The following is a 17,910-nucleotide window of genomic DNA, read 5'->3' on the forward strand; positions in this document are numbered from 1 at the left end:
AGCCTCCTGGCTTCCACCTGAACCGCGGCGGAAGGTAGTGGATAGTGCAGCGCCGACTCGTGCATGAAGGCACACAAAACGGGCCGTCGCCGTGTTTGACCCCACTACCCTAGCAGCTGTGCTTAAAAAGTTGATACTCACGGTCGACTTTACCGCTACAGCACAGCGAAAACCCCCACACCGGACAGTGATTGTCCAGTATGGGGGTTATCTCAAGCCCGGAAAGCGTTACGCTTTCGGCTCTTTACGCGTCCTTCGGAGCGCGCTTGGAGAACTCGACGACGGTGGCGGAGCCGCCAGCAGCCTTGAGCTTCTCCTCAGCGGACTTGGAGAACTTGTTTGCGGTGACGTTGAGTGCGACGTTGATGTCGCCCTCTGCCAGCACCTTCACCGGCTGCTTCGGGCGAACGAGGCCCTTAGCGACGATGTCGGCAACTGCAATGTCGCCACCCTGCGGGAATGCTTCCGCGAGGTCCGCGACGTTGACCACCTGGTACTCGACGCGGTTCGGGTTCTTGAAGCCCTTGAGCTTCGGCAGACGCATGTGCAGCGGCATCTGGCCACCCTCGAAAGCAGCGGAAACCTGCTTACGAGCCTTGGCGCCCTTGGTACCGCGGCCAGCGGTCTTGCCCTTGGAGGCCTCACCGCGACCAACGCGGGTCTTGGCCTTGTTGGCGCCCTCTGCCGGGCGCAGATCATGGAGCTTGATGATGTCAGCCATGTTTTATCTACTCCCCTGCAACTTCTTCGACGGTGACGAGGTGACGCACCTTGAGGATCTGGCCGCGGGTAGCAGCGTTGTCCTTCTTCACCACGGACTGACCGATCTTGCGCAGACCGAGAGCCTCGAGGTTCTTGCGGGTCACCGGCTTCTCACCGATCTTGCCGTGGTGCAACGTAATCTTCAGTGCCATTGTTCTTAGGCCTCCTGTCCTGCGCGAGCGCGCAGCATACGTGCCGGGGCAACGTCCTCGACAGCCTTACCGCGCTTCGCTGCGACCTCTTCCGGACGCACGAGCTGCTTCAGGCCGGCAACGGTGGCCTGAACCACGTTGAGGGCGTTGTCGGAACCGAGGGACTTAGCCAGGATATCCTGGACACCAGCGGCCTCGAGCACCGGGCGGACTGCACCACCGGCGATCACACCGGTACCCGGAGCAGCCGGGCGGAGCATGACGATACCGGCGGCTTCTTCAGCCTGAACCGGGTGAGGAATGGTGCCACCGATCATCGGGACGCGGAAGAAGTTCTTGCGAGCCTCTTCTGCACCCTTCTGAATTGCGGCAGGAACTTCCTTCGCCTTGCCGTAGCCAACGCCGACCATGCCTTCACCGTCGCCGACGACGACGAGAGCGGTGAAGGACATGTTGCGGCCACCCTTAACGGTCTTGGCAACACGGTTGATGGTGATGACGCGCTCGATGTACTTATCGCGCTCGTCGTTCTGGTTGCGACGGTCGTCGCGACGGCCACGGCCGCCGCGGTTACCGCGGTCGTTGTTGTTCTGGTTGTCGGCGGAGCGCCCGCCGTCACGCCGTTCACGTTCGGCCATTACGCGATCCTTCCGTTGATGGTGATGTTTGCCGTGATCATTAGAACTTCAGACCACCTTCACGAGCAGCTTCAGCCAGGGCCGCAACGCGGCCGTGGTACTTGTAGCCACCACGGTCGAAGACGATCTGCTCGATGCCTGCTGCCTTGGCACGCTCAGCGACGAGCTGGCCAACCTTTGCGGCCTTCTCCTTCTTGTCGCCCTCCAGGTTGCGCACGTCTGCCTCGATGGACGACGCAGAAACCAGGGTGTGGCCTGCGAGGTCGTCGATGACCTGGACGTGGATGTGGCGAGACGAGCGGTGCACAACGAGACGCGGGGTCTCCGGGGTGCCACGCAGGGTCTTGCGGATGCGGTAGTGGCGACGTGCGCGGGCCTCGCGGCGGCGGGACGAGATGTCCTTGCCCACCGGGGTGCGCTTGGTGTTCTCTGCAGTATTGCTCATGATTACTTACCCGTCTTTCCGACCTTGCGGCGGACCTGCTCGCCGGCGTAGCGGATGCCCTTACCCTTGTACGGGTCATCCTTACGCAGACGGCGGATGTTTGCCGCAATCTGGCCAACCTGCTGCTTGTCAGTGCCTTCGATGGCGAACTTGGTGTTGCCATCGACGGAGAACGTGACGCCTTCCGGCGCCTCAATCAGGATCGGGTGCGAGTAGCCGAGGGAGAACTCAAGGTCCTTGCCCTTCTGCTGCACGCGGTAACCGACGCCGAAGATCTCCATGTTGATCTTGTAGCCCTCAGTCACGCCGATGATCAGGTTGTTGATCAGCGAGCGGGTCAGGCCGTGCAGCGAACGGCTGTCACGGTGATCGTCCGGACGGGACACCACGACTTCGTCGTCTTCGACGGAAGCGGTGATCGGCTCCGGCATCTCGAGGTCCATGGTGGCCTTCGGGCCCTTGACCTCAACACGCTGGCCGTCGATCTTCACCTCGACGTTGTTCGGGATTGCGATGGGTGCATTACCTACACGCGACATAGTCTTTTCAACCTCCCCTTACCAGACGTAAGCGAGGACTTCCCCGCCTACACCCTTCTCTTGAGCCTGGCGGTCGGTCAGCAGGCCGTGGGACGTGGAGATGATTGCCACGCCCAGGCCACCGAGCACCTGAGGCAGGTCGTTGGACTTGGCGTACACGCGCAGGCCCGGCTTGGACACGCGGCGCAGACCAGCGATGGAAGACTCGCGGGTCGGGCCGTACTTGAGGTTGAGCGTCAGCGATTTGCCAACCTTCTCGTCCTCAACTTTGTAATCTTCGATGTAGCCTTCCTGCTTCAAGATCTCAGCAATAGCTGCCTTGAGCTTGGAGGACGGCATAGACACGGTGTCGTGCTGCGCAGTTGTTGCGTTGCGCACGCGCGACAGCATGTCCGCAATCGGATCTGTCATGGTCATTGTGGTGACCGTTTCCTTTCTCGTTGCGGTTCCCTAAACCCACCTGACCCTTTTCAAGGTCGCGTTTTCCGCATGGTCTATCGGGGGCTACTCAACGCTGCCCACACTCAGTAGCGTGGGCCGCTCGCCGCCTCCCTTGCACGCGGTCCGCATCTTGGCGAGGGGCCTGCAACAAAGTTGGATGTTCAAATGTTTCTCTCGGCTTGGCACGCCGAAATCTCGGCGCACAAGTCCGATCGACCAAGTTACCTGCTTGTTCGCTCAGAACCAAATTGCTTAACGACGACACCTAGCCCCCGTCAGCATCTCCCGACACCGAATGCATCAGAACGGCAGCGCCGCCCTGGACTTCACCCGTGTTTGGCCGAGGTCTGAATTCTCTCCCGCGGCGTGTCCGCTGAGGTACGCACCTGGGTCGAACGAGCGGTTGGTTTGGTGCGCGGAGAGCACAAAGCCCTGCTCTTCGGCAAATTTGGAGCGGGCTTGCTCGGCCTTTGCGGCGTCGTCGACAAGCACAAGCGCATATTCGCTATCCACACGTGCTGCGCCCTCTTCTGCTTTCATCAGACGTTTGCCGATGCTTGTCGCGAACCCCTGCATAAACGACCGACGCATCACGACCACCGATTCACCGAAGTTTGTGGCGCGGATCTTTTGTGATTCTGCAAGCATCACCGGCAACAGCAGCGCGTAGAGCATGTCCACCCGGTCGAGGTGCCGCTGTAGGCCAAAAAGGTCTGCGTCCTTGACGCGCGTGGAGTTATACACCCGCTGCGTAAACCCCGTACAGTGCAACGACCTCGCGATGGAGTGCAGCAGCGTTGCCTGCATATCGGTGTAGGCGCCGCGGAACGTGTAGGCGCGGTGGCCTACGTTGTCGCCAGCATCGGGACTTGCAAGATCGCGCTCGTCGTAGCCGTACTGTGCCATCAGCTCGAATGCTCGGGCATAGAACGCGTCACCCTCCGGTGTCCCTTCCCTGTCGTTGGCTTGATTGAGTAGTTTTTGTACTCGTTGTTTGATCTTTTCTTCGGTACGCATCTGACGCACCCACCCCTTCCCCATTGCTGTTTGGATGTGTGCCTGTAGTTATAACGAACTCGCACGACATGTCCGTTTCAGCTTGTGGAATTTGCAATTTCCGCCCTGTGGATAACTTCTCTTTGCGCAGGTTGTAGCGCTGCGACGACACCCCTCCGTCCCGCTTGCACCCTAAGCGCTAGCATCGTTGCAATGAGCAGGACCAAGCGCAGTTTCGCCGTCACAAAGATTTCCGCTAGCGGCACCCGCGACACGCGCGCGGGCCAAGTGGAAGTGGAAGAACCACTCGAGGTGCGCGCCGGTGGCCGAGAGGTCGCTCAGTTGTTTCGCACCCCGGGCCACGACATCGAACTCGCCCACGGTGTGCTCCTGACGCAGGGCCTCATTACCACCCCTAAAGACGTCATTACCGCCCGCTATTGCGAAGGTGCCATCGGCGGCGAAAACACCTACAACCTGCTCGATATCGAGCTTCCTACCCTGCTGCACCGCAGTTCATCGACCCAATCCCATCCCAGTCCTGTGGTATTTCCGCCGAGCAGCGCGTACGGGAGTTGGCGGTCCGCCTGAACGTGCGCAGCGAGTTCGCCCCTATTGATCAGGATGCGATCTTCGCCTTGCCAGAACGTCTCAACCAGGCGCGTCGTCGCGACCTGCCCACCGCGCTCGCTGGCGAGACCGCGCGTCAAGATATCGACGCCGTCAACGCGGTACAGAAGATCGCTGGGCGCTTGCTTCTCGACGACACCCTGCCCGCCCACAACCTCACCCTCGCAGTGGATACGCGCGTGACGTTTGAAATGATGCGTGCTGCAGCAGCGGCCGGCTTCAGCATTGTCGCCACCACACGCGACGTCACGTCGATGGCGGTGGAATTGGCCCGCGAAACAAATACAGCGCTCGTCGGCGCAATTACCGACGAGCGCTTCAGCGTGTACTCGGGCGCTTAGCCAATGAACATGCCAGCAGCCTTCGCGGCAGTGGCCCACAGACCGTAGATAAGCAGTCCAGCGATGATTGCCGCCAGAATGATCGCGACAATCTTGTGGGCCTGGCCCGCGGAAGCCCCACGCGCCTGACCGGCACCAGCACCTTCAAGCGCGGAGGCGCGATCTGCCTCGATCTTCGCCTGAACGGTGTCTTGGTCTTCGAACCACTTCGACGCCACCGGGCGTACAAGGATGTTGGCGATCAGGCCAACAGCAAGCAGGCAGCACATGACGTACAGCGACAGGCGGTAAAGGTCCGGGCCTTCGCCGCCGTTGGCTGCCTGGCGCTCCACGACCATGTTGATGATCAGCGGGCCAGCTACACCTGCAGCCGACCATGCGGTAAGCAGACGGCCGTGAATAGCGCCGACCTGGTAAACACCGAATAGGTCGCGCAGGTAGGCCGGGATACTGGCAAAGCCACCCCCGTAGAAGGACAGCAACACCAGCGCGCAGATCACAAACAGCGCGATGTTGGCGTGGCCGAACCTGGCGAAGATGAAGTAGAAAGCCAACCCGATACCCAGGTACACCATGTAGATGTTCTTGCGGCCAATGACGTCAGAAACCGACGACCAGACGAAACGGCCAGCCATGTTCGCCAGCGACAGCAAGCCAACAAAGCCTGCGGCGGCCGCCGCGGTCAGTGCCGGGAAGTAGTCCTGAATCATCGGTGCCGCATTCTCCAGCACGCCGATACCCGCGGTGATGTTGCAGAACAGGATCACCCACAGGCACCAGAACTGCGGGGTTCGAATCGCGTTGTTGGCGCTAACATTTGCACCGACGATGGCAACCTTGGAAGGTTTGCGCCCCTGCTTCGCTTCGCCCGACGGGGTCCAATCCGGGTGCGGCATGCGGATGCAGTATGCGCCCATAGCGATGACGACGAGGTACACAACGCCAAGGGTGACAAAGGTGGGCTGGATGCCCGCGGCGCGGTTGGCGATGTCCGCACCGCCGCCGTAGAACTCCATGAGGCGGTTCGACGCCGGCGAGGCAATCAGTGCGCCGCCGCCAAAGCCCATGATCGCAAGGCCCGTAGCCAGACCGGGGCGATCCGGGAACCACTTCATCAGCGTGGACACCGGCGAGATGTATCCGATGCCCAAACCGATGCCGCCGATAAAGCCGTAGCCGAAGTACACCAGCCACAAGTTTCCGGTGGTGACACCCAGGGTGGCAACGAGGAAGCCTGTCACCCACAGCACGCCGGAAACTGCCATGGACGCGCGTGGGCCGACTCGCTCGACCCAGGAACCGAACAGCGCGGACGAGATGCCGAGCATGCCGATTGCCAACGAGAAGATCCAGCCCACAGCAACTTCGCCGACACCGAAGTGCTCCATCATTGGCTTCTTGAACACGGAGAACCCGTAGACCTGGCCGATAGAGAGGTGGATGGCGAGTGCCGCAGGGACAATTAGCCAGCGATTGAATTCCTTAGGCGCGATAATTGCGCTTCGGGAGAAGTAACTCATGGGGGTTCCCCTATTATGGATGCCAAACAATGTATTTAATACAGCGGACATCATAACCACCCATAGCCAGCTTCACGCAAGCTTTCTTTCATGCTTTTCCAATACGACAAAACCCCTGCGACCGCGGTATAAAAACCGGGTGCAGGGGTGTCGTCGTCAAGTGAACGCTTATGCGCGCTTCATCTTGCCGTCCTTGTCAGCGAACGGGAAGCCGAGGTGCGTCAGCAGTGCGCGACCCTCGTCGTCGCTACCAGCGGTGGTCACGAGCGTGATGTCCATGCCGCGAACGCGATCGATCTTGTCGATGTCGATTTCGTAGAACATGGTCTGCTCGGACAGGCCGAAGGTGTAGTTACCGTTGCCGTCGAACTGCTTGTCGTTCAGGCCACGGAAGTCGCGAATACGCGGGAGAGCAACCGTCAGCATACGGTCGAGGAACTCCCACATACGGTCGCCGCGCAGGGTGACCTTTGCGCCGATCGGCATGCCCTCACGGAGCTTGAAGTTAGCGATGGACTTCTTCGCGCGACGCAGCTGCGGCTTCTGGCCGGTGATCGCGGTGAGGTCCTCGAGTGCGCCGTTGATCACCTTGGAGTCGCGGGCAGCGTCGCCCACACCCATGTTCACAACAATCTTGGTCAGGCCCGGGATCTGCATGACGTTGTCGTAGTTGAACTGCTCGTTCAGCTTGGTGCGGATCTCGTCCTGGTAGCGGGACTTCAGGCGCGGGGTGTAGTTCTGAATGTTCTCAGCCATTAGATGTCCTTCCCGTTCGACTTAGCCACGCGGACCTTCTTGCCGTTCTCGTCGAAGCGGTAGCCCACGCGGGTCGGCTTGCCGTCGGAGTCCAGGATCATCACGTTGGACACGTGGATCGGAGCTTCCTGGCTGACGATGCCGCCGGACTCGGCGCCGCGCTCGTTGTAGGAGTTTGCGACGTGCTTCTTGATGCGGTTAACACCCTCGACGAGGACCTTGTCGCGCTGCGGGTACGCCTCAATGACGCGACCCTGAGCACCCTTGTCCTTGCCGGCGATAACCTGCACCATATCGCCCTTCTTGATCTTCATACTTAGATCACCTCCGGTGCGAGAGACACAATCTTCATGAAGCGCTTGTCGCGGAGCTCACGAGCAACCGGGCCGAAGATGCGGGTACCGCGCGGCTCGGTGTCGTTCTTGATGACGACAGCAGCGTTCTCGTCGAACGAGATGTAGGAGCCGTCCGGACGACGGGTCTCCTTTTTCGCGCGGACGATGACAGCCTTAACGACCTCGCCTTCCTTGACGTTGCCGCCCGGGGCAGCTTCCTTCACGGTGGCGACGATCGTGTCGCCGATGCCGGCGAAGCGTCGAACGGAACCGCCGAGGACACGGATGCACAGCAGTTCGCGTGCACCCGTGTTGTCGGCGACCTTCAGACGCGATTCTTTCTGAATCACAGTTGGTCTCCTGACCTGGGTCAATGTGCGCCAGATTTCCGTCCTGAACGCACGTGGTCAATGTTCTTGCGGCCTATTGCTTATCGACGAACCTCGCGCGCTCGTCCCTCGCACACGAGGAGAGCGCAGTCTGGTCGAAGGGTCTCGGACGCTTCACTCGGAAACGCGTGTCACGCCCGACCAGCAGTAGACAACTGGAGTATTTAACCATGAGCAGCGCCGATCGCCCAAATTGCCGCTAAATCGTGTCGCCTGAAGATACAAAAATCGCCCCACCCCGAAACTTAGGGGTGAGACGATGAGTGTGCCGCAGCGTTAGCGCAATGTTAAGCGACGCTGGCAGCAACAGCGCCGAGGCCGAGCACACCAGTGAGCGACAGGATGGTGATGATCCAGCCCACGGAGGACAGGGCAGCTGGAACCAGCAGCAGGTTCGGGGCCAGCGGGCCACCGAGAGCGCGCATCTCATTGATGACCTGGTTGAGCGGCTCCGGGTAGGTAGCAGCCTCAGCGACAGGAGCACCAGCACCGATTGCAACAGATGCCGCAAGAGCAACAGCGGCGAGACGACGGAACTTCATGTTCGTTTCCTTTCAGGAGAGGTGTGTACGTGTCGCGGCTTACTTAGCAGCAGTGACGATGGACTGAATGATCGAGATGACAACGTTCAGCGAAGAAAGCGCTGCCGGCAGCAGAATGATGTTCTGGGCTTCCCAGCCACCGACCTTGTAAATCTCGTACAGAACACGGTTCAGCGGTTCCGGAGCAGGCTGAGCGGTAGCAGCCGGAGCAGCAACAGCAACGGTGGTTGCGACGGCCGCCGCAGCAACAAGACGACGAAGCTTCATGTGAGTCTCCAATTTTCTTAATGAACGGTAGGCATCGGCCGCAGCTTGAACGACCTTGCCCACCGAACATTACCGTGACGTTTTACAGTTTTTGGCAGAATTCTCATTTTCTTTCACGATTTTCCAAAGCTTTCCAATCGCCGAATAGGTATTACCACATTTCCGTTTAAGGTAGCACCTCTTGTACATTGGAGGGCGTGAGTTTCTACGAAGCCGCCCCCGAGGCAATCAAGAATAAGGTCGATCTGTTCTCGACAGAACCTGCCCGATTTGCCACGCGTTCCGTACTCGCGGGCGTGTACCTGGGCATCATGACGGCATTCGCCGCATCCACGGCACAACTACTCGACGGCTACGCCCCCGGCTGGGGCAAATACGCCTTCGGCGCCATCTTCGCGTCAACGCTGTACATCATCATCGTCTTGCAAGGCGAACTCGCCACAGGTGACATGATGTTCATGACCTATGGCGCCATCCATAGGCTCAACACCATCACCCGCGGGTTCCTCCTCGTCTTCTTTGTCACCGTGTTCAACCTCATTGGTGCAGTGGCGATTTCATGGCTGATTTCCCGGACCACCATGGGCCAGATGGTCGAGGTGGACGGATTCCTCCACGATTTGCTCGTCGCCAAGCTGCAAAAATCCAGTTCCACCCTGTTCGTTGAAGCGATCCTGGCAAACGTCGTGGTCAACATCGCCTTCATGCTGGCCACCCAGGCCGGCAAGGACTTCAGCGCGAAGCTGTGGGGGGTCATCCTGATCATCCCGTCGTTTGCCACCATGAGCTACGAGCACTCCATCGCGAACTTCATCCTCACCAGCCTGGGCGGGTTTACGCTCGGCCCTGAAACCATCGAAGGCTTCACCAACTGGAACGTCATCCGCAACTGGGTGGTCGTCTGGCTGGGCAACTTCGTCGGCGGCGGGTTCATCATGGGCGGCCTCTACGGATGGCTGAACCTGACCAAGACCGGTTACAAGGACTAACCAACAAGGACTAACTCCCCTCACCCTGGGTGTCTCTGCCAAAATGAGACGGGTGAGTACCCAGACACCTGACGTCCTCGAAGCTGTTCGCAGTGTTCGCGATGCCCTCGCGGACACTGCCCTACCTATTGATGCAGCCCCAGAGGCCCGCGCAATTGTCAACCAGCTCGACGACTATGTCCTGCCCCGCCTCGCCAACCTGGACGCGCCGCTGCTCGCCGTGATCGGCGGCTCCACCGGCTCTGGTAAGTCCACGCTTGTCAATGCATTGCTGCGCGAGCGGGTCTCCAACCCAGGCGTCATCCGCCCCACCACCCGGCAGCCAGTGCTAGTGGCAAACCCAGCAGATGCTGATTGGTTTAACTCCCCACAGGTACTGCCAGGCCTGACGCGCTCGCACGGCGCGGGCAACGAGCAATCGACGACACTTCGAGTCGTGGATACGCAAAGCGTGCCCGAGGGCCTTGCGCTTCTCGACGCCCCCGATTTCGACTCCATCGACGACAAAAACCGCGCCCTGGCAAGTCAGCTCCTTGCGGCTGCGGATCTGTGGGTGTTCGTCACCACCCCGGCGCGCTACGCCGATCAACTTGTGTGGAACTTCCTCCACGACGCCGCTGGCCGCGGCATCGAAGTTGTGGTGGTACTCAACCGCCTGGACGAGAAGGCAGCCGAAACCGTGCCGGACGATCTGCGCCGCATGATGAATGAGGCTGGCTTGCACGACGCAACAGTCTTTACTGTGCCGTTCGTCGCGGACCTTGGCGCGGAGAAGTCTGGAGAGTCCGGGGAGTTTCTCGCCGAAGACCTTGTCGCTTCACTGCGCGATTACCTGACCACACTCGCCGAGGACACCGTCGCCCGGCGCGACGTGGCTGGCAAGACTGTGGCCGGCGCGGTTCAGACTGCGCTTGATCGAGTGGATACCTTGGTCGGCCGCCGTGAGCGTCAGGAGGCGTTTGCCAACCAGCTCGACGCATCGATCCACGAGTTTTACACCACCGCCAACCGTCAGGTCATCGACGCGACTTCCGACGGACAGTTGCTGCGCTCCGAGGTCATGGACCGCTGGCAGGACGTCATCGGTACCTCTGACGTGTTCCGTGGCTTCGAGCGCTGGTTCAGCAGCGCAATAGATAAGGTGGGCAGTTTCTTCACCGGTCAGCCCGCTCCCCTGCGTGAGGTGGAGACCGAGATCGAGTCCGGTCTGCACGCAGTCATCGTCGATGCTGCCGAATCCGCAGCATCGCGCGCCTGGGCGCATACCGGCGCGGTCGCTCCTGAGCTGCGCACCGACGCCGATCCGGCTCTCGCACGCGCCAGCGCCGACATTTCCGAACAGGCGGCGAAACTGGTGCGAGACTGGCAGCAAGAACTCGTCGGACACATCCAGGACACTGCTGGCGATAAGCGTCAGCGCGCCCGTCTCATGTCCTTTGGGCTCAACGTGGTCACCGTGGCACTCATGCTTACAGTGTTCGCCTCCACCGCAGGTTTGACTGGCGGCGAGGTGGCCATCGCGGGCGGTTCTGCGGTACTTGGCCAGAAACTTTTGGAGACCATCTTCGGCGAAGACACGGTGCGCCGCATGGTCACTCAGGCCCGCAACGACCTCAACGAGCGCCTTGGTGGACTCTTTGCTGCCGAGCGCGACCGCTACCACGTGTTCACCGACCCGTTGCTCGAAGGCGCAACGGCCGAGCAGATCCGCGATGCCTCCCAGCAGGCTCGCCGGGCGGTGGATGCGAAGCTGCTGGGGGTCGTCGACAAGCAAGTGCCCGCGCGTATCGACGACACCCCCAACGACGACCTGAACAACAGCGCCCTGCGTGGCCTGTTTGACCAGCTTCGCGGCAACTTCCGAAAGGGGTCCGACAATGGCGCTGTTTAGCAAAAAGATTGGGCTGAGCAAACGGCTGAGCGCGCTCGAGGACGCTGCCGAAATTGGTGCACCGTACCTGTCCGGCGAGCAACGCGAACGCCTAGAACGCGTGGCCAAGGCTGGCGCCGAGCGTCGCGCCCTGTCCGCTGAGCACACCGTCGTGGGCTTTTTCGGCGCGACCGGCTCCGGCAAGACGTCGCTGTTCAACGCCGTTGTCGGCGAGGACCTGGGCAAGGCAGCGGCGCGCCGCCCAACCACGTCCTCTCCCCTGGCCGCGATCTGGCAGCCGGAAGGCTCTGAGGAACTCCTGGACTGGCTCGGCGTGGAAGACCGCCGCGAGCGCCAAGGCGAGTTTGCCAAAAATGCTGGCCCGCTGATCCTGCTGGATCTTCCCGACTTCGACTCGGTAGAGGCCTCCAACCGCGTCATCGCCGAACGCCTCGCCGGCCAGGTCGACGTGCTCGTGTGGGTGTCCGACCCCGAGAAGTACGCCGACAGTGTCATCCATGACCAGTTCATCCGCCCGCACGCGAACCACTCCGCGGTCACACTGGCAGTGCTGAACAAAGCCGACCTTTTGGCGGAGCGCGACGTGGACACCGTAGCTGGCTCTTATGCGGGCCTGCTTCTCGACGACGGCCTGACCAACGTCCATGTCATCCCCACCTCCACCCTGACCGGCGCTGGTATCGAAGACCTGCGCGGCGCGATCGCGCGCGTGGCAAAGGCCCACAATGCGCAGACTGCCCGCATCGAGGCCGACATCGCCTCCGTTGCCGCCCCATACGCTGGAACGAAGGGTGCCGGTGGTGTGGACAAGCACGCCAAGCGTGACCTCGACACCGCACTGACCAAGGCCGCGGGTGCAGAACGCATCGCGGGCATCACCGCTGCCGCCTACCGCAAACGCCTGCGCCAACGCACCGGCTGGCTGCTCACTTCCTGGATCACCCGCTTCAAACCCGACCCGCTTCGTCGCTTAGGGCTGCGCGAGGATGCCGACGAACTGGGCGTGCACCGCACCTCCATGCCGGAACTCGACGCCGCCTCGAAAGCCGTGGCCAACTCCGGCCTGCGCAACTACGCCACCGCCGTCGGCGCTGGCCTGCCCCACGAGTGGGCTGCTGCCGTGGCGGATCGTTCCGAGGAGATCTCCACCGGCCTTCCCGCCGAACTGGATCGCGCTGTGGCCCGTGCGAAACTGCCCGCGGAGCCGTCCAAGGGGTGGGCAGTGCTGACCATCTTCCAGTGGTTTGCGCTGCTCGCCGCCCTGGTTGGTGTGCTGTGGTACCTGCTGGTCGCCTTCGTCCCGGGCGTGCTCACACCGCTGCTGGGCACCGACCTGGTGCCGGATGTAGAAGGCTGGCCGATTCCTACCCTGCTGATCATGGCTGGCTTACTCACCGGTGTAATCATCGGATTGATATCCGCGGCCTTCGGCGGCATGTTGGGATCCGGGGTGAAACGCCGAACGCGCTACGCCATCCAAAAAGAGGTGGCCGCGGCCTCCGAAACCGCCGTGTCCCAGCCGCTGTTGGCTATCCGCGAAGACTATTCCCGTTTTGCCGAGCGCATCGCCCTCGCCGCTGGGTAGTTCCGGGTAGCGTCAGTGCCTATGGCACGCATCCCAAGAGTTCTCTCCATTGCCGGCACCGACCCCACAGGCGGTGCCGGCATTCAAGCTGATCTGAAGTCCATCGCGGCCGCAGGTGGCTACGGTATGTGCGTGGTCACCGCGCTGGTCGCCCAGAACACACAAGGTGTGCGCGAGATCCACACCCCACCCCAGTCATTCCTGCGCGCGCAGTTGGATTCCGTGTTCGACGACGTCACAGTCGACGCCGTCAAGATCGGGATGCTGGGCGATGCGGACACCACCCGCACGGTCTCCGAATTCCTCGCCCAGCACTCCGTCCCCGTCGTTGTTGTCGATCCCGTCATGGTCGCCACCTCCGGCGATCGCCTCCTCACCGAGGATGCCGAAGACGCCCTGCGCACCCTCGTTCGTGAGCACGCCACCGTGGTCACCCCGAACATCCCCGAGCTCGCAGTGCTTTGCGACGACACCCCCGCCACCACATTCGACGAAGCGGTTTCCCAGGGTCGTCGATACGCAGCAGATGCGAACGTGTCCGTCCTGGTCAAAGGCGGGCACCTCACCGGCGACCACGCCTCCAACGCGCTGATCACCCCCGACGGCGAGATCCACATCGCGGATGTGCCCCGCGTGCGCACAAAAAACACCCACGGCACCGGCTGTTCTCTCTCCGCAGCCCTTGCAACCCGGCTTGTTCTCGACGACGCCCCCGCCGCCGTCGAGTGGGCTTCCGCCTGGCTCCACGAAGCCATCGCCCACGCCGACGACCTCGAGGTGGGCCAGGGTCACGGGCCGGTGCACCACTTCCACCAGCTCTACCGCCTCGCCGAACCGCTAGAATCACCTGCATGACTGACCCGCGCAACGAAGATCAGAAGGTCGCCGCCGTGAACGCCTCCATGATCATGGCGGGCCAACCCATGTCCGCCGAGGACGAGGCGCTTCTGCGACGCCAGCTGCGAGGAGATATCTCAGCCGACGAGGCCGTGCTACAGGTGCTCGAAAGGGAGGGCCTGGGAAACACGCCTCGCGCACGTGAACTGCGGCAACGCATCACCGGGGCTGCCTAAACACCGTGGCACGACGAAGCAACGAGGTCCCGGAAAACCTATTCGGGCTAACGGACCCAGTTTTGCTGGACCGCATCGCTGGCAACCTCGCACTTCAACGACTCGGCGAGCTCGAAAACGGCCCACTGCTCACCGAATTCACACGTGAATCCCTACAGTCCACACACCACTACCTCATGCAGGACATTTACCCCTGGGCGGGCCAGATCCGCACCGAGGAAGTCGGTGCGATGGGCATGGCGATGTGTCGAGCGCGATACGTTGAGGCTGAACTCGACCGAGTGATGGGTCGGATCGCGAAACTGCCGGTCTCCTGCGATGACAAGTCTGCTGCGGTAAACACCGTCGCGGACCATTGGAGCGAATTGACAATCGTGCACCCGTTCCGGGACGGTAATTCGCGGACCCAACGCTTCTTCTTCGATCAAATGCTGCGTGCTTCCGGTTGGGCAGTCGACTGGACACGCATCGACGCCGCAGAAGCCCACGCCGCCCGCTACGTCGGCGCAGCGACGGCTGACCCCTCATTTCTGGCAGAGGTCCTCACCCCGGGAGTATTCGCGCCTGATGCGTTGCCTGACAACACGGGTACGCTCAGCGCGACACAGGGGCAGCGGGCTGGTGCTGCGGAGATCTTCCACCAGATGATGGCGTACCGCAGCGCCAATCCCGGGGCGCCCTGGCGCGGTCGGTAACTTCTACTCCACCGTGACAGACTTGGCCAGATTACGCGGCTGGTCCACGTTCAGGCCACGTGCTTCTGCGACGGCGCAGGCGAAGATCTGCAACGGGATCGTCGCCAAGAGCGGCTGCAGCAGACCCGGAGACTCCGGGATGCGGATGATGTGGTTGGCAAACTGCTCCACATCCGTGTCGCCCTCTTCCGCGATCACGATGGTCACGGCACCACGGGCGCGCACCTCTTGGATGTTGGAGACGACCTTGGCGTGCAGGTTGTGGCGCGACTTCTTCGACGGCACGATGACGAACACCGGCTGGCCTTCCTCGACCAGCGCGATCGGACCGTGCTTCAACTCGCCTGCAGCGAAGCCCTCGGAGTGCAAATAAGCAACCTCCTTGAGCTTCAGCGCGCCCTCGAGTGCGACCGGGAAGCCGACGTGGCGGCCAAGGAAGAGCACGGACTTTGCATCCGCCATATCCTGGCCCAACTGCTTGACCTGGTTTTCGTTCTCCAGCACGCGCTGGATCTTCTCCGGCATCAGCTCCAGCTCGCCGATGATCTGACGGATCTCATCGGCGTACTTGTTGCCACGCACCTGCGCCAGGTACAGCGCCAGCAGGTACGCCGCGACAATCTGGGAGATGAACGCCTTCGTCGACGCCACAGCGATCTCCGGGCCTGCGTAGGTGTACAGCGACGCATCCGCCTCACGCGGGATCGAGGAGCCCACGGTGTTGCAGATAGCGACGACCTTCGCGCCCTGCTCACGTGCGTGACGGACAGCCATCAGCGTGTCCATGGTCTCTCCGGACTGGGAAACGGCAACGACGAGAGTCTGCTCGTTGACAATCGGGTCGCGGTAGCGGAACTCGTGGGCGAGCTCCACTTCCGTCGGGATACGGCACCAGTGTTCGATGGCGTAACGCGCCACCTGGCCCGCGTACGACGCAGTACCGCAAGCGACGATGATGATTTTGTTGATGGAGCGCAGCACGGATTCGTCGATACGCAACTCGTCCAACATCAACTTGCCATCTTCGTCGAAGCGACCGTAAAGCGTGTCGCGGACGGCACCCGGCTGATCATGGATCTCCTTCTCCATGAAGGAGTTGTAGCCACCCTTCTCCGCAGCGGTGACATCCCACTCAACCTTGAACGGCTTCGCCTCGGCGGGGGTGCCGTCGAAGTCAATCACGTCGTAGCCATCAGCCGTCAACGTCACAATCTGGCCGTTGTCCATCTCCACCGCGTCACGGGTGAACTCAATGAAGCCAGCGACGTCGGAGCTCAGGAAGTTCTCGCCCTCGCCTACACCGATCACCAGCGGGGAGTTCCAACGCGCCGCAACAATGCGGTCTGGATGGTCCGGGTGGATGGCGAGCAGGGTGAACGCGCCCTCCAGACGGTTCGCTGCCAACTGCATCGCACGGGTCAGATCCCCGTCCGCTTCCGTGTTGTAGATATCCAGCAGCAGCGTGCCAGCAACCTCAGTATCGGTTTCAGACTTGAAGGTGTAGCCCTTCTCTGCGAGCTCAGCCTTCAAATGCGAAAAGTTTTCGATGATGCCGTTGTGCACCACTGCCATACGGCCATCTCCCACCACATGCGGGTGAGCATTCGCATCCGTCGGACCGCCGTGGGTCGCCCACCGGGTATGCCCGATGCCCAGGTTCGATGCTGCGATGGGGTTGTTAGCAATCTCCGCTTCGAGATCCGCTACCTTGCCGGCCTTCTTCCGGCATTCGATCGACTGGTCGTTCACCACCGCAACACCTGCGGAGTCGTACCCGCGGTATTCGAGGCGGCGAAGACCATCGATGATTACGTCTTTCGCGTCACGCGTTGTCGCGTTTGCGCCTACATATCCAACGATTCCACACATGCGGGAAATCGTACCCCTGTATAAGGGCGCAGAAAAAGTTGAAAACGCAAAAACCGCCCCGGGTTGGTAGCCAACCCGGGGCGGTGGAGTCGTCGAGAAGCGACTAGCTTTTAGCGAGCCTTCTCGATGATGTCGACGAGACGGAAGTGCTTGTCCTTCGACAGCGGACGCGTCTCCTCGATGTGGACGAGATCGCCAACACCAGCGGTGTTGTTCTCGTCGTGAGCCTTGACGCGCTTCGTGGTACGCACGATCTTGCCGTAGAGGGCGTGGGACTTGCGGTCCTCAACCTCGACGACGATCGTCTTGTCCATCTTGTCGGACACGACGTAGCCACGGCGGCGCTTCTGCACGGCCTTGTCCTTGGTGTTCTCAGTCACGTTTGCCTCACTCATGGTTATGCCTCAGCTCCCGTGGACTCCGGGACGACGGACAGACCAAGCTCACGCTCGCGCAGCACCGTGTAGATGCGAGCGATGTCGCGCTTCACGGTGGAGATGCGGCGGTTGTTGGTCAGCTGGCCGGTTGCAAGCTGGAAGCGCAGGTTGAACAGCTCTTCCTTCGCCTCGTTGAGGCGGCCCTTCAGCTCGTCGTCGTTGAGCTCGCGGAACTCAGATGCGGGGGTACCGTTAGCCATTAGAACTGGTCCTCCTTCTTGATGACGCGGACCTTGCACGGCAGCTTCGCGCCTGCACGGCGCAGCGCCTCAATGGCAGTTTCCTCGTTGGGGTAGGACATTTCGAACAGGATGCGGCCAGGCTTGACGTTGGCCACCCACTTCTCCACCGGGCCCTTACCGGAACCCATACGCACGCCGAGCGGCTTCTGGGTCAGCGGACGATCCGGGAAGATGTTGATCCAGACCTTGCCACCACGCTTGACGTGGCGGTTGATAGCAATACGGGCAGACTCGATCTGGCGGTTCGTGATGTACGCCGGCTCGAGGGCCTGCAGGCCGTAGTCGCCGAAGTTGATCTGGTTGCCACCCTTGGACACGCCAGAACGGGTCGGGCGGTGCTGGCGGCGGTATTTCACGCGCTTAGGGATGAGCATGA

Annotated in this window: 24 protein-coding genes and 1 pseudogene; 8 read left to right on the forward strand and 17 right to left on the reverse strand. The window is 61.5% G+C overall.

All coding sequences use genetic code 11. The annotated features are described in order from the left end of the window. Nucleotides 1–244: 244 nt before the first annotated feature. The 7 genes from rplO to HMPREF3171_RS02145 all read right to left on the reverse strand — a co-directional run bounded on the left by rplO (nucleotide 245) and on the right by HMPREF3171_RS02145 (nucleotide 3,994). Nucleotides 245–721 (reverse strand): 50S ribosomal protein L15, encoded by a 477-nt coding sequence (gene rplO / locus HMPREF3171_RS02115; RefSeq protein WP_070482503.1) that lies wholly within the window; start codon nucleotides 719–721, stop codon nucleotides 245–247. A gap of 7 nt (nucleotides 722–728) precedes the next feature. Then, nucleotides 729–914 (reverse strand): 50S ribosomal protein L30, encoded by a 186-nt coding sequence (gene rpmD, locus HMPREF3171_RS02120; protein ID WP_034997282.1) that lies wholly within the window; start codon nucleotides 912–914, stop codon nucleotides 729–731. Between the two features lie 5 nt (nucleotides 915–919). Continuing rightward, complete coding sequence (gene rpsE / locus HMPREF3171_RS02125) at nucleotides 920–1,552, reverse strand: 30S ribosomal protein S5 (RefSeq protein WP_070422736.1); 633 nt, start codon at nucleotides 1,550–1,552, stop codon at nucleotides 920–922. Nucleotides 1,553–1,592: 40 nt separating this feature from the next. Further along, on the reverse strand, nucleotides 1,593–1,997 hold the full coding sequence (gene rplR / locus HMPREF3171_RS02130) for a 50S ribosomal protein L18 (protein WP_070422735.1): 405 nt from the start codon (nucleotides 1,995–1,997) through the stop codon (nucleotides 1,593–1,595). A gap of 2 nt (nucleotides 1,998–1,999) precedes the next feature. Continuing rightward, nucleotides 2,000–2,536, reverse strand: coding sequence for a 50S ribosomal protein L6 (rplF, locus tag HMPREF3171_RS02135; RefSeq protein WP_070482505.1), 537 nt, complete (start codon nucleotides 2,534–2,536; stop codon nucleotides 2,000–2,002). 18 nt (nucleotides 2,537–2,554) lie between these two features. Then, nucleotides 2,555–2,953, reverse strand: coding sequence for a 30S ribosomal protein S8 (gene rpsH / locus HMPREF3171_RS02140; protein ID WP_070482507.1), 399 nt, complete (start codon nucleotides 2,951–2,953; stop codon nucleotides 2,555–2,557). 324 nt (nucleotides 2,954–3,277) lie between these two features. After that, nucleotides 3,278–3,994, reverse strand: a complete 717-nt coding sequence (locus HMPREF3171_RS02145; RefSeq protein ID WP_101732443.1) for a DUF2786 domain-containing protein — start codon at nucleotides 3,992–3,994, stop codon at nucleotides 3,278–3,280. 192 nt (nucleotides 3,995–4,186) lie between these two features. On the opposite strand from HMPREF3171_RS02145, the gene HMPREF3171_RS12385 reads away from it, so the two are divergent. Together HMPREF3171_RS12385 and HMPREF3171_RS12390 are read left to right on the forward strand one after the other, a co-directional pair. Next, nucleotides 4,187–4,564: a formate dehydrogenase accessory sulfurtransferase FdhD gene (locus HMPREF3171_RS12385; protein WP_083291914.1), complete on the forward strand. Its 378-nt coding sequence runs from the start codon at nucleotides 4,187–4,189 to the stop codon at nucleotides 4,562–4,564. After that, entirely contained in the window at nucleotides 4,549–4,944 is a 396-nt protein-coding gene (locus HMPREF3171_RS12390) for a formate dehydrogenase accessory sulfurtransferase FdhD (RefSeq protein ID WP_168161863.1), read from the forward strand. Before HMPREF3171_RS12385 ends, HMPREF3171_RS12390 begins: the two co-directional genes overlap by 16 nt. On the opposite strand, the gene HMPREF3171_RS02155 is transcribed toward HMPREF3171_RS12390, so the two are convergent. The 6 genes from HMPREF3171_RS02155 to HMPREF3171_RS02180 form a co-directional block, all read right to left on the reverse strand. Further along, complete coding sequence (locus HMPREF3171_RS02155) at nucleotides 4,941–6,464, reverse strand: L-lactate MFS transporter (protein ID WP_070482511.1); 1,524 nt, start codon at nucleotides 6,462–6,464, stop codon at nucleotides 4,941–4,943. The genes HMPREF3171_RS12390 and HMPREF3171_RS02155 overlap by 4 nt on opposite strands. A gap of 168 nt (nucleotides 6,465–6,632) precedes the next feature. Beyond that, complete coding sequence (gene rplE, locus HMPREF3171_RS02160) at nucleotides 6,633–7,220, reverse strand: 50S ribosomal protein L5 (RefSeq protein ID WP_070422729.1); 588 nt, start codon at nucleotides 7,218–7,220, stop codon at nucleotides 6,633–6,635. Beyond that, complete coding sequence (gene rplX, locus HMPREF3171_RS02165) at nucleotides 7,220–7,534, reverse strand: 50S ribosomal protein L24 (protein ID WP_070422728.1); 315 nt, start codon at nucleotides 7,532–7,534, stop codon at nucleotides 7,220–7,222. Before rplX ends, rplE begins: the two co-directional genes overlap by 1 nt. Before the next feature lie 2 nt (nucleotides 7,535–7,536). Then, on the reverse strand, nucleotides 7,537–7,905 hold the full coding sequence (gene rplN, locus HMPREF3171_RS02170) for a 50S ribosomal protein L14 (RefSeq protein WP_070422727.1): 369 nt from the start codon (nucleotides 7,903–7,905) through the stop codon (nucleotides 7,537–7,539). 326 nt (nucleotides 7,906–8,231) lie between these two features. Then, nucleotides 8,232–8,486 carry a hypothetical protein gene (locus HMPREF3171_RS02175; protein ID WP_070482513.1) on the reverse strand — a complete coding sequence of 85 codons (255 nt, stop codon included), beginning with the start codon at nucleotides 8,484–8,486 and terminating at the stop codon, nucleotides 8,232–8,234. A 39-nt stretch (nucleotides 8,487–8,525) separates the two neighbouring features. Further along, nucleotides 8,526–8,753, reverse strand: a complete 228-nt coding sequence (locus HMPREF3171_RS02180; RefSeq protein ID WP_070482515.1) for a hypothetical protein — start codon at nucleotides 8,751–8,753, stop codon at nucleotides 8,526–8,528. Between the two features lie 197 nt (nucleotides 8,754–8,950). Here HMPREF3171_RS02180 and HMPREF3171_RS02185 point away from each other — a divergent pair, with 197 nt between their 5' ends. The 6 genes and pseudogenes from HMPREF3171_RS02185 to HMPREF3171_RS02210 all read left to right on the forward strand — a co-directional run bounded on the left by HMPREF3171_RS02185 (nucleotide 8,951) and on the right by HMPREF3171_RS02210 (nucleotide 14,986). Then, nucleotides 8,951–9,742: a formate/nitrite transporter family protein gene (locus HMPREF3171_RS02185; RefSeq protein ID WP_070422867.1), complete on the forward strand. Its 792-nt coding sequence runs from the start codon at nucleotides 8,951–8,953 to the stop codon at nucleotides 9,740–9,742. A 52-nt stretch (nucleotides 9,743–9,794) separates the two neighbouring features. Further along, nucleotides 9,795–11,633, forward strand: coding sequence for a GTPase (locus tag HMPREF3171_RS02190; RefSeq protein WP_224213076.1), 1,839 nt, complete (start codon nucleotides 9,795–9,797; stop codon nucleotides 11,631–11,633). Beyond that, nucleotides 11,620–13,218, forward strand: coding sequence for a GTPase (locus tag HMPREF3171_RS02195; RefSeq protein ID WP_210385592.1), 1,599 nt, complete (start codon nucleotides 11,620–11,622; stop codon nucleotides 13,216–13,218). The genes HMPREF3171_RS02190 and HMPREF3171_RS02195 overlap by 14 nt, the downstream gene beginning before the upstream one ends. Nucleotides 13,219–13,239: 21 nt before the next feature. Next, nucleotides 13,240–14,064: pseudogene (gene thiD / locus HMPREF3171_RS02200) on the forward strand (bifunctional hydroxymethylpyrimidine kinase/phosphomethylpyrimidine kinase); the annotation flags it as partial. A gap of 5 nt (nucleotides 14,065–14,069) precedes the next feature. After that, the gene (locus HMPREF3171_RS02205; RefSeq protein ID WP_070422723.1) at nucleotides 14,070–14,291 is read left to right on the forward strand and encodes an antitoxin VbhA family protein; all 222 of its coding nucleotides are present in this window, start codon (nucleotides 14,070–14,072) and stop codon (nucleotides 14,289–14,291) included. Between the two features lie 62 nt (nucleotides 14,292–14,353). After that, nucleotides 14,354–14,986 (forward strand): Fic/DOC family protein, encoded by a 633-nt coding sequence (locus tag HMPREF3171_RS02210; RefSeq protein ID WP_070482518.1) that lies wholly within the window; start codon nucleotides 14,354–14,356, stop codon nucleotides 14,984–14,986. Between the two features lie 3 nt (nucleotides 14,987–14,989). Here the strand turns inward: HMPREF3171_RS02210 and glmS are convergent, their stop codons facing one another. From glmS to rplP, 4 genes are all read right to left on the reverse strand, one after another. Further along, a complete protein-coding gene (gene glmS / locus HMPREF3171_RS02215) occupies nucleotides 14,990–16,855 on the reverse strand; it encodes a glutamine--fructose-6-phosphate transaminase (isomerizing) (RefSeq protein ID WP_070450613.1) in 1,866 nt (621 codons plus the stop codon). A 110-nt stretch (nucleotides 16,856–16,965) separates the two neighbouring features. Next, nucleotides 16,966–17,250 carry a 30S ribosomal protein S17 gene (gene rpsQ / locus HMPREF3171_RS02220; RefSeq protein ID WP_070422720.1) on the reverse strand — a complete coding sequence of 95 codons (285 nt, stop codon included), beginning with the start codon at nucleotides 17,248–17,250 and terminating at the stop codon, nucleotides 16,966–16,968. Between the two features lie 2 nt (nucleotides 17,251–17,252). Continuing rightward, on the reverse strand, nucleotides 17,253–17,492 hold the full coding sequence (gene rpmC, locus HMPREF3171_RS02225; protein ID WP_070422719.1) for a 50S ribosomal protein L29: 240 nt from the start codon (nucleotides 17,490–17,492) through the stop codon (nucleotides 17,253–17,255). Beyond that, on the reverse strand, nucleotides 17,492–17,908 hold the full coding sequence (gene rplP, locus HMPREF3171_RS02230; RefSeq protein WP_070422718.1) for a 50S ribosomal protein L16: 417 nt from the start codon (nucleotides 17,906–17,908) through the stop codon (nucleotides 17,492–17,494). The genes rpmC and rplP overlap by 1 nt, the downstream gene beginning before the upstream one ends. Nucleotides 17,909–17,910 lie beyond the last annotated feature (2 nt).

Origin of the sequence: Corynebacterium sp. HMSC08F01, assembly GCF_001807545.1 — a bacterium.
Lineage (GTDB): Bacteria > Actinomycetota > Actinomycetes > Mycobacteriales > Mycobacteriaceae > Corynebacterium > Corynebacterium coyleae.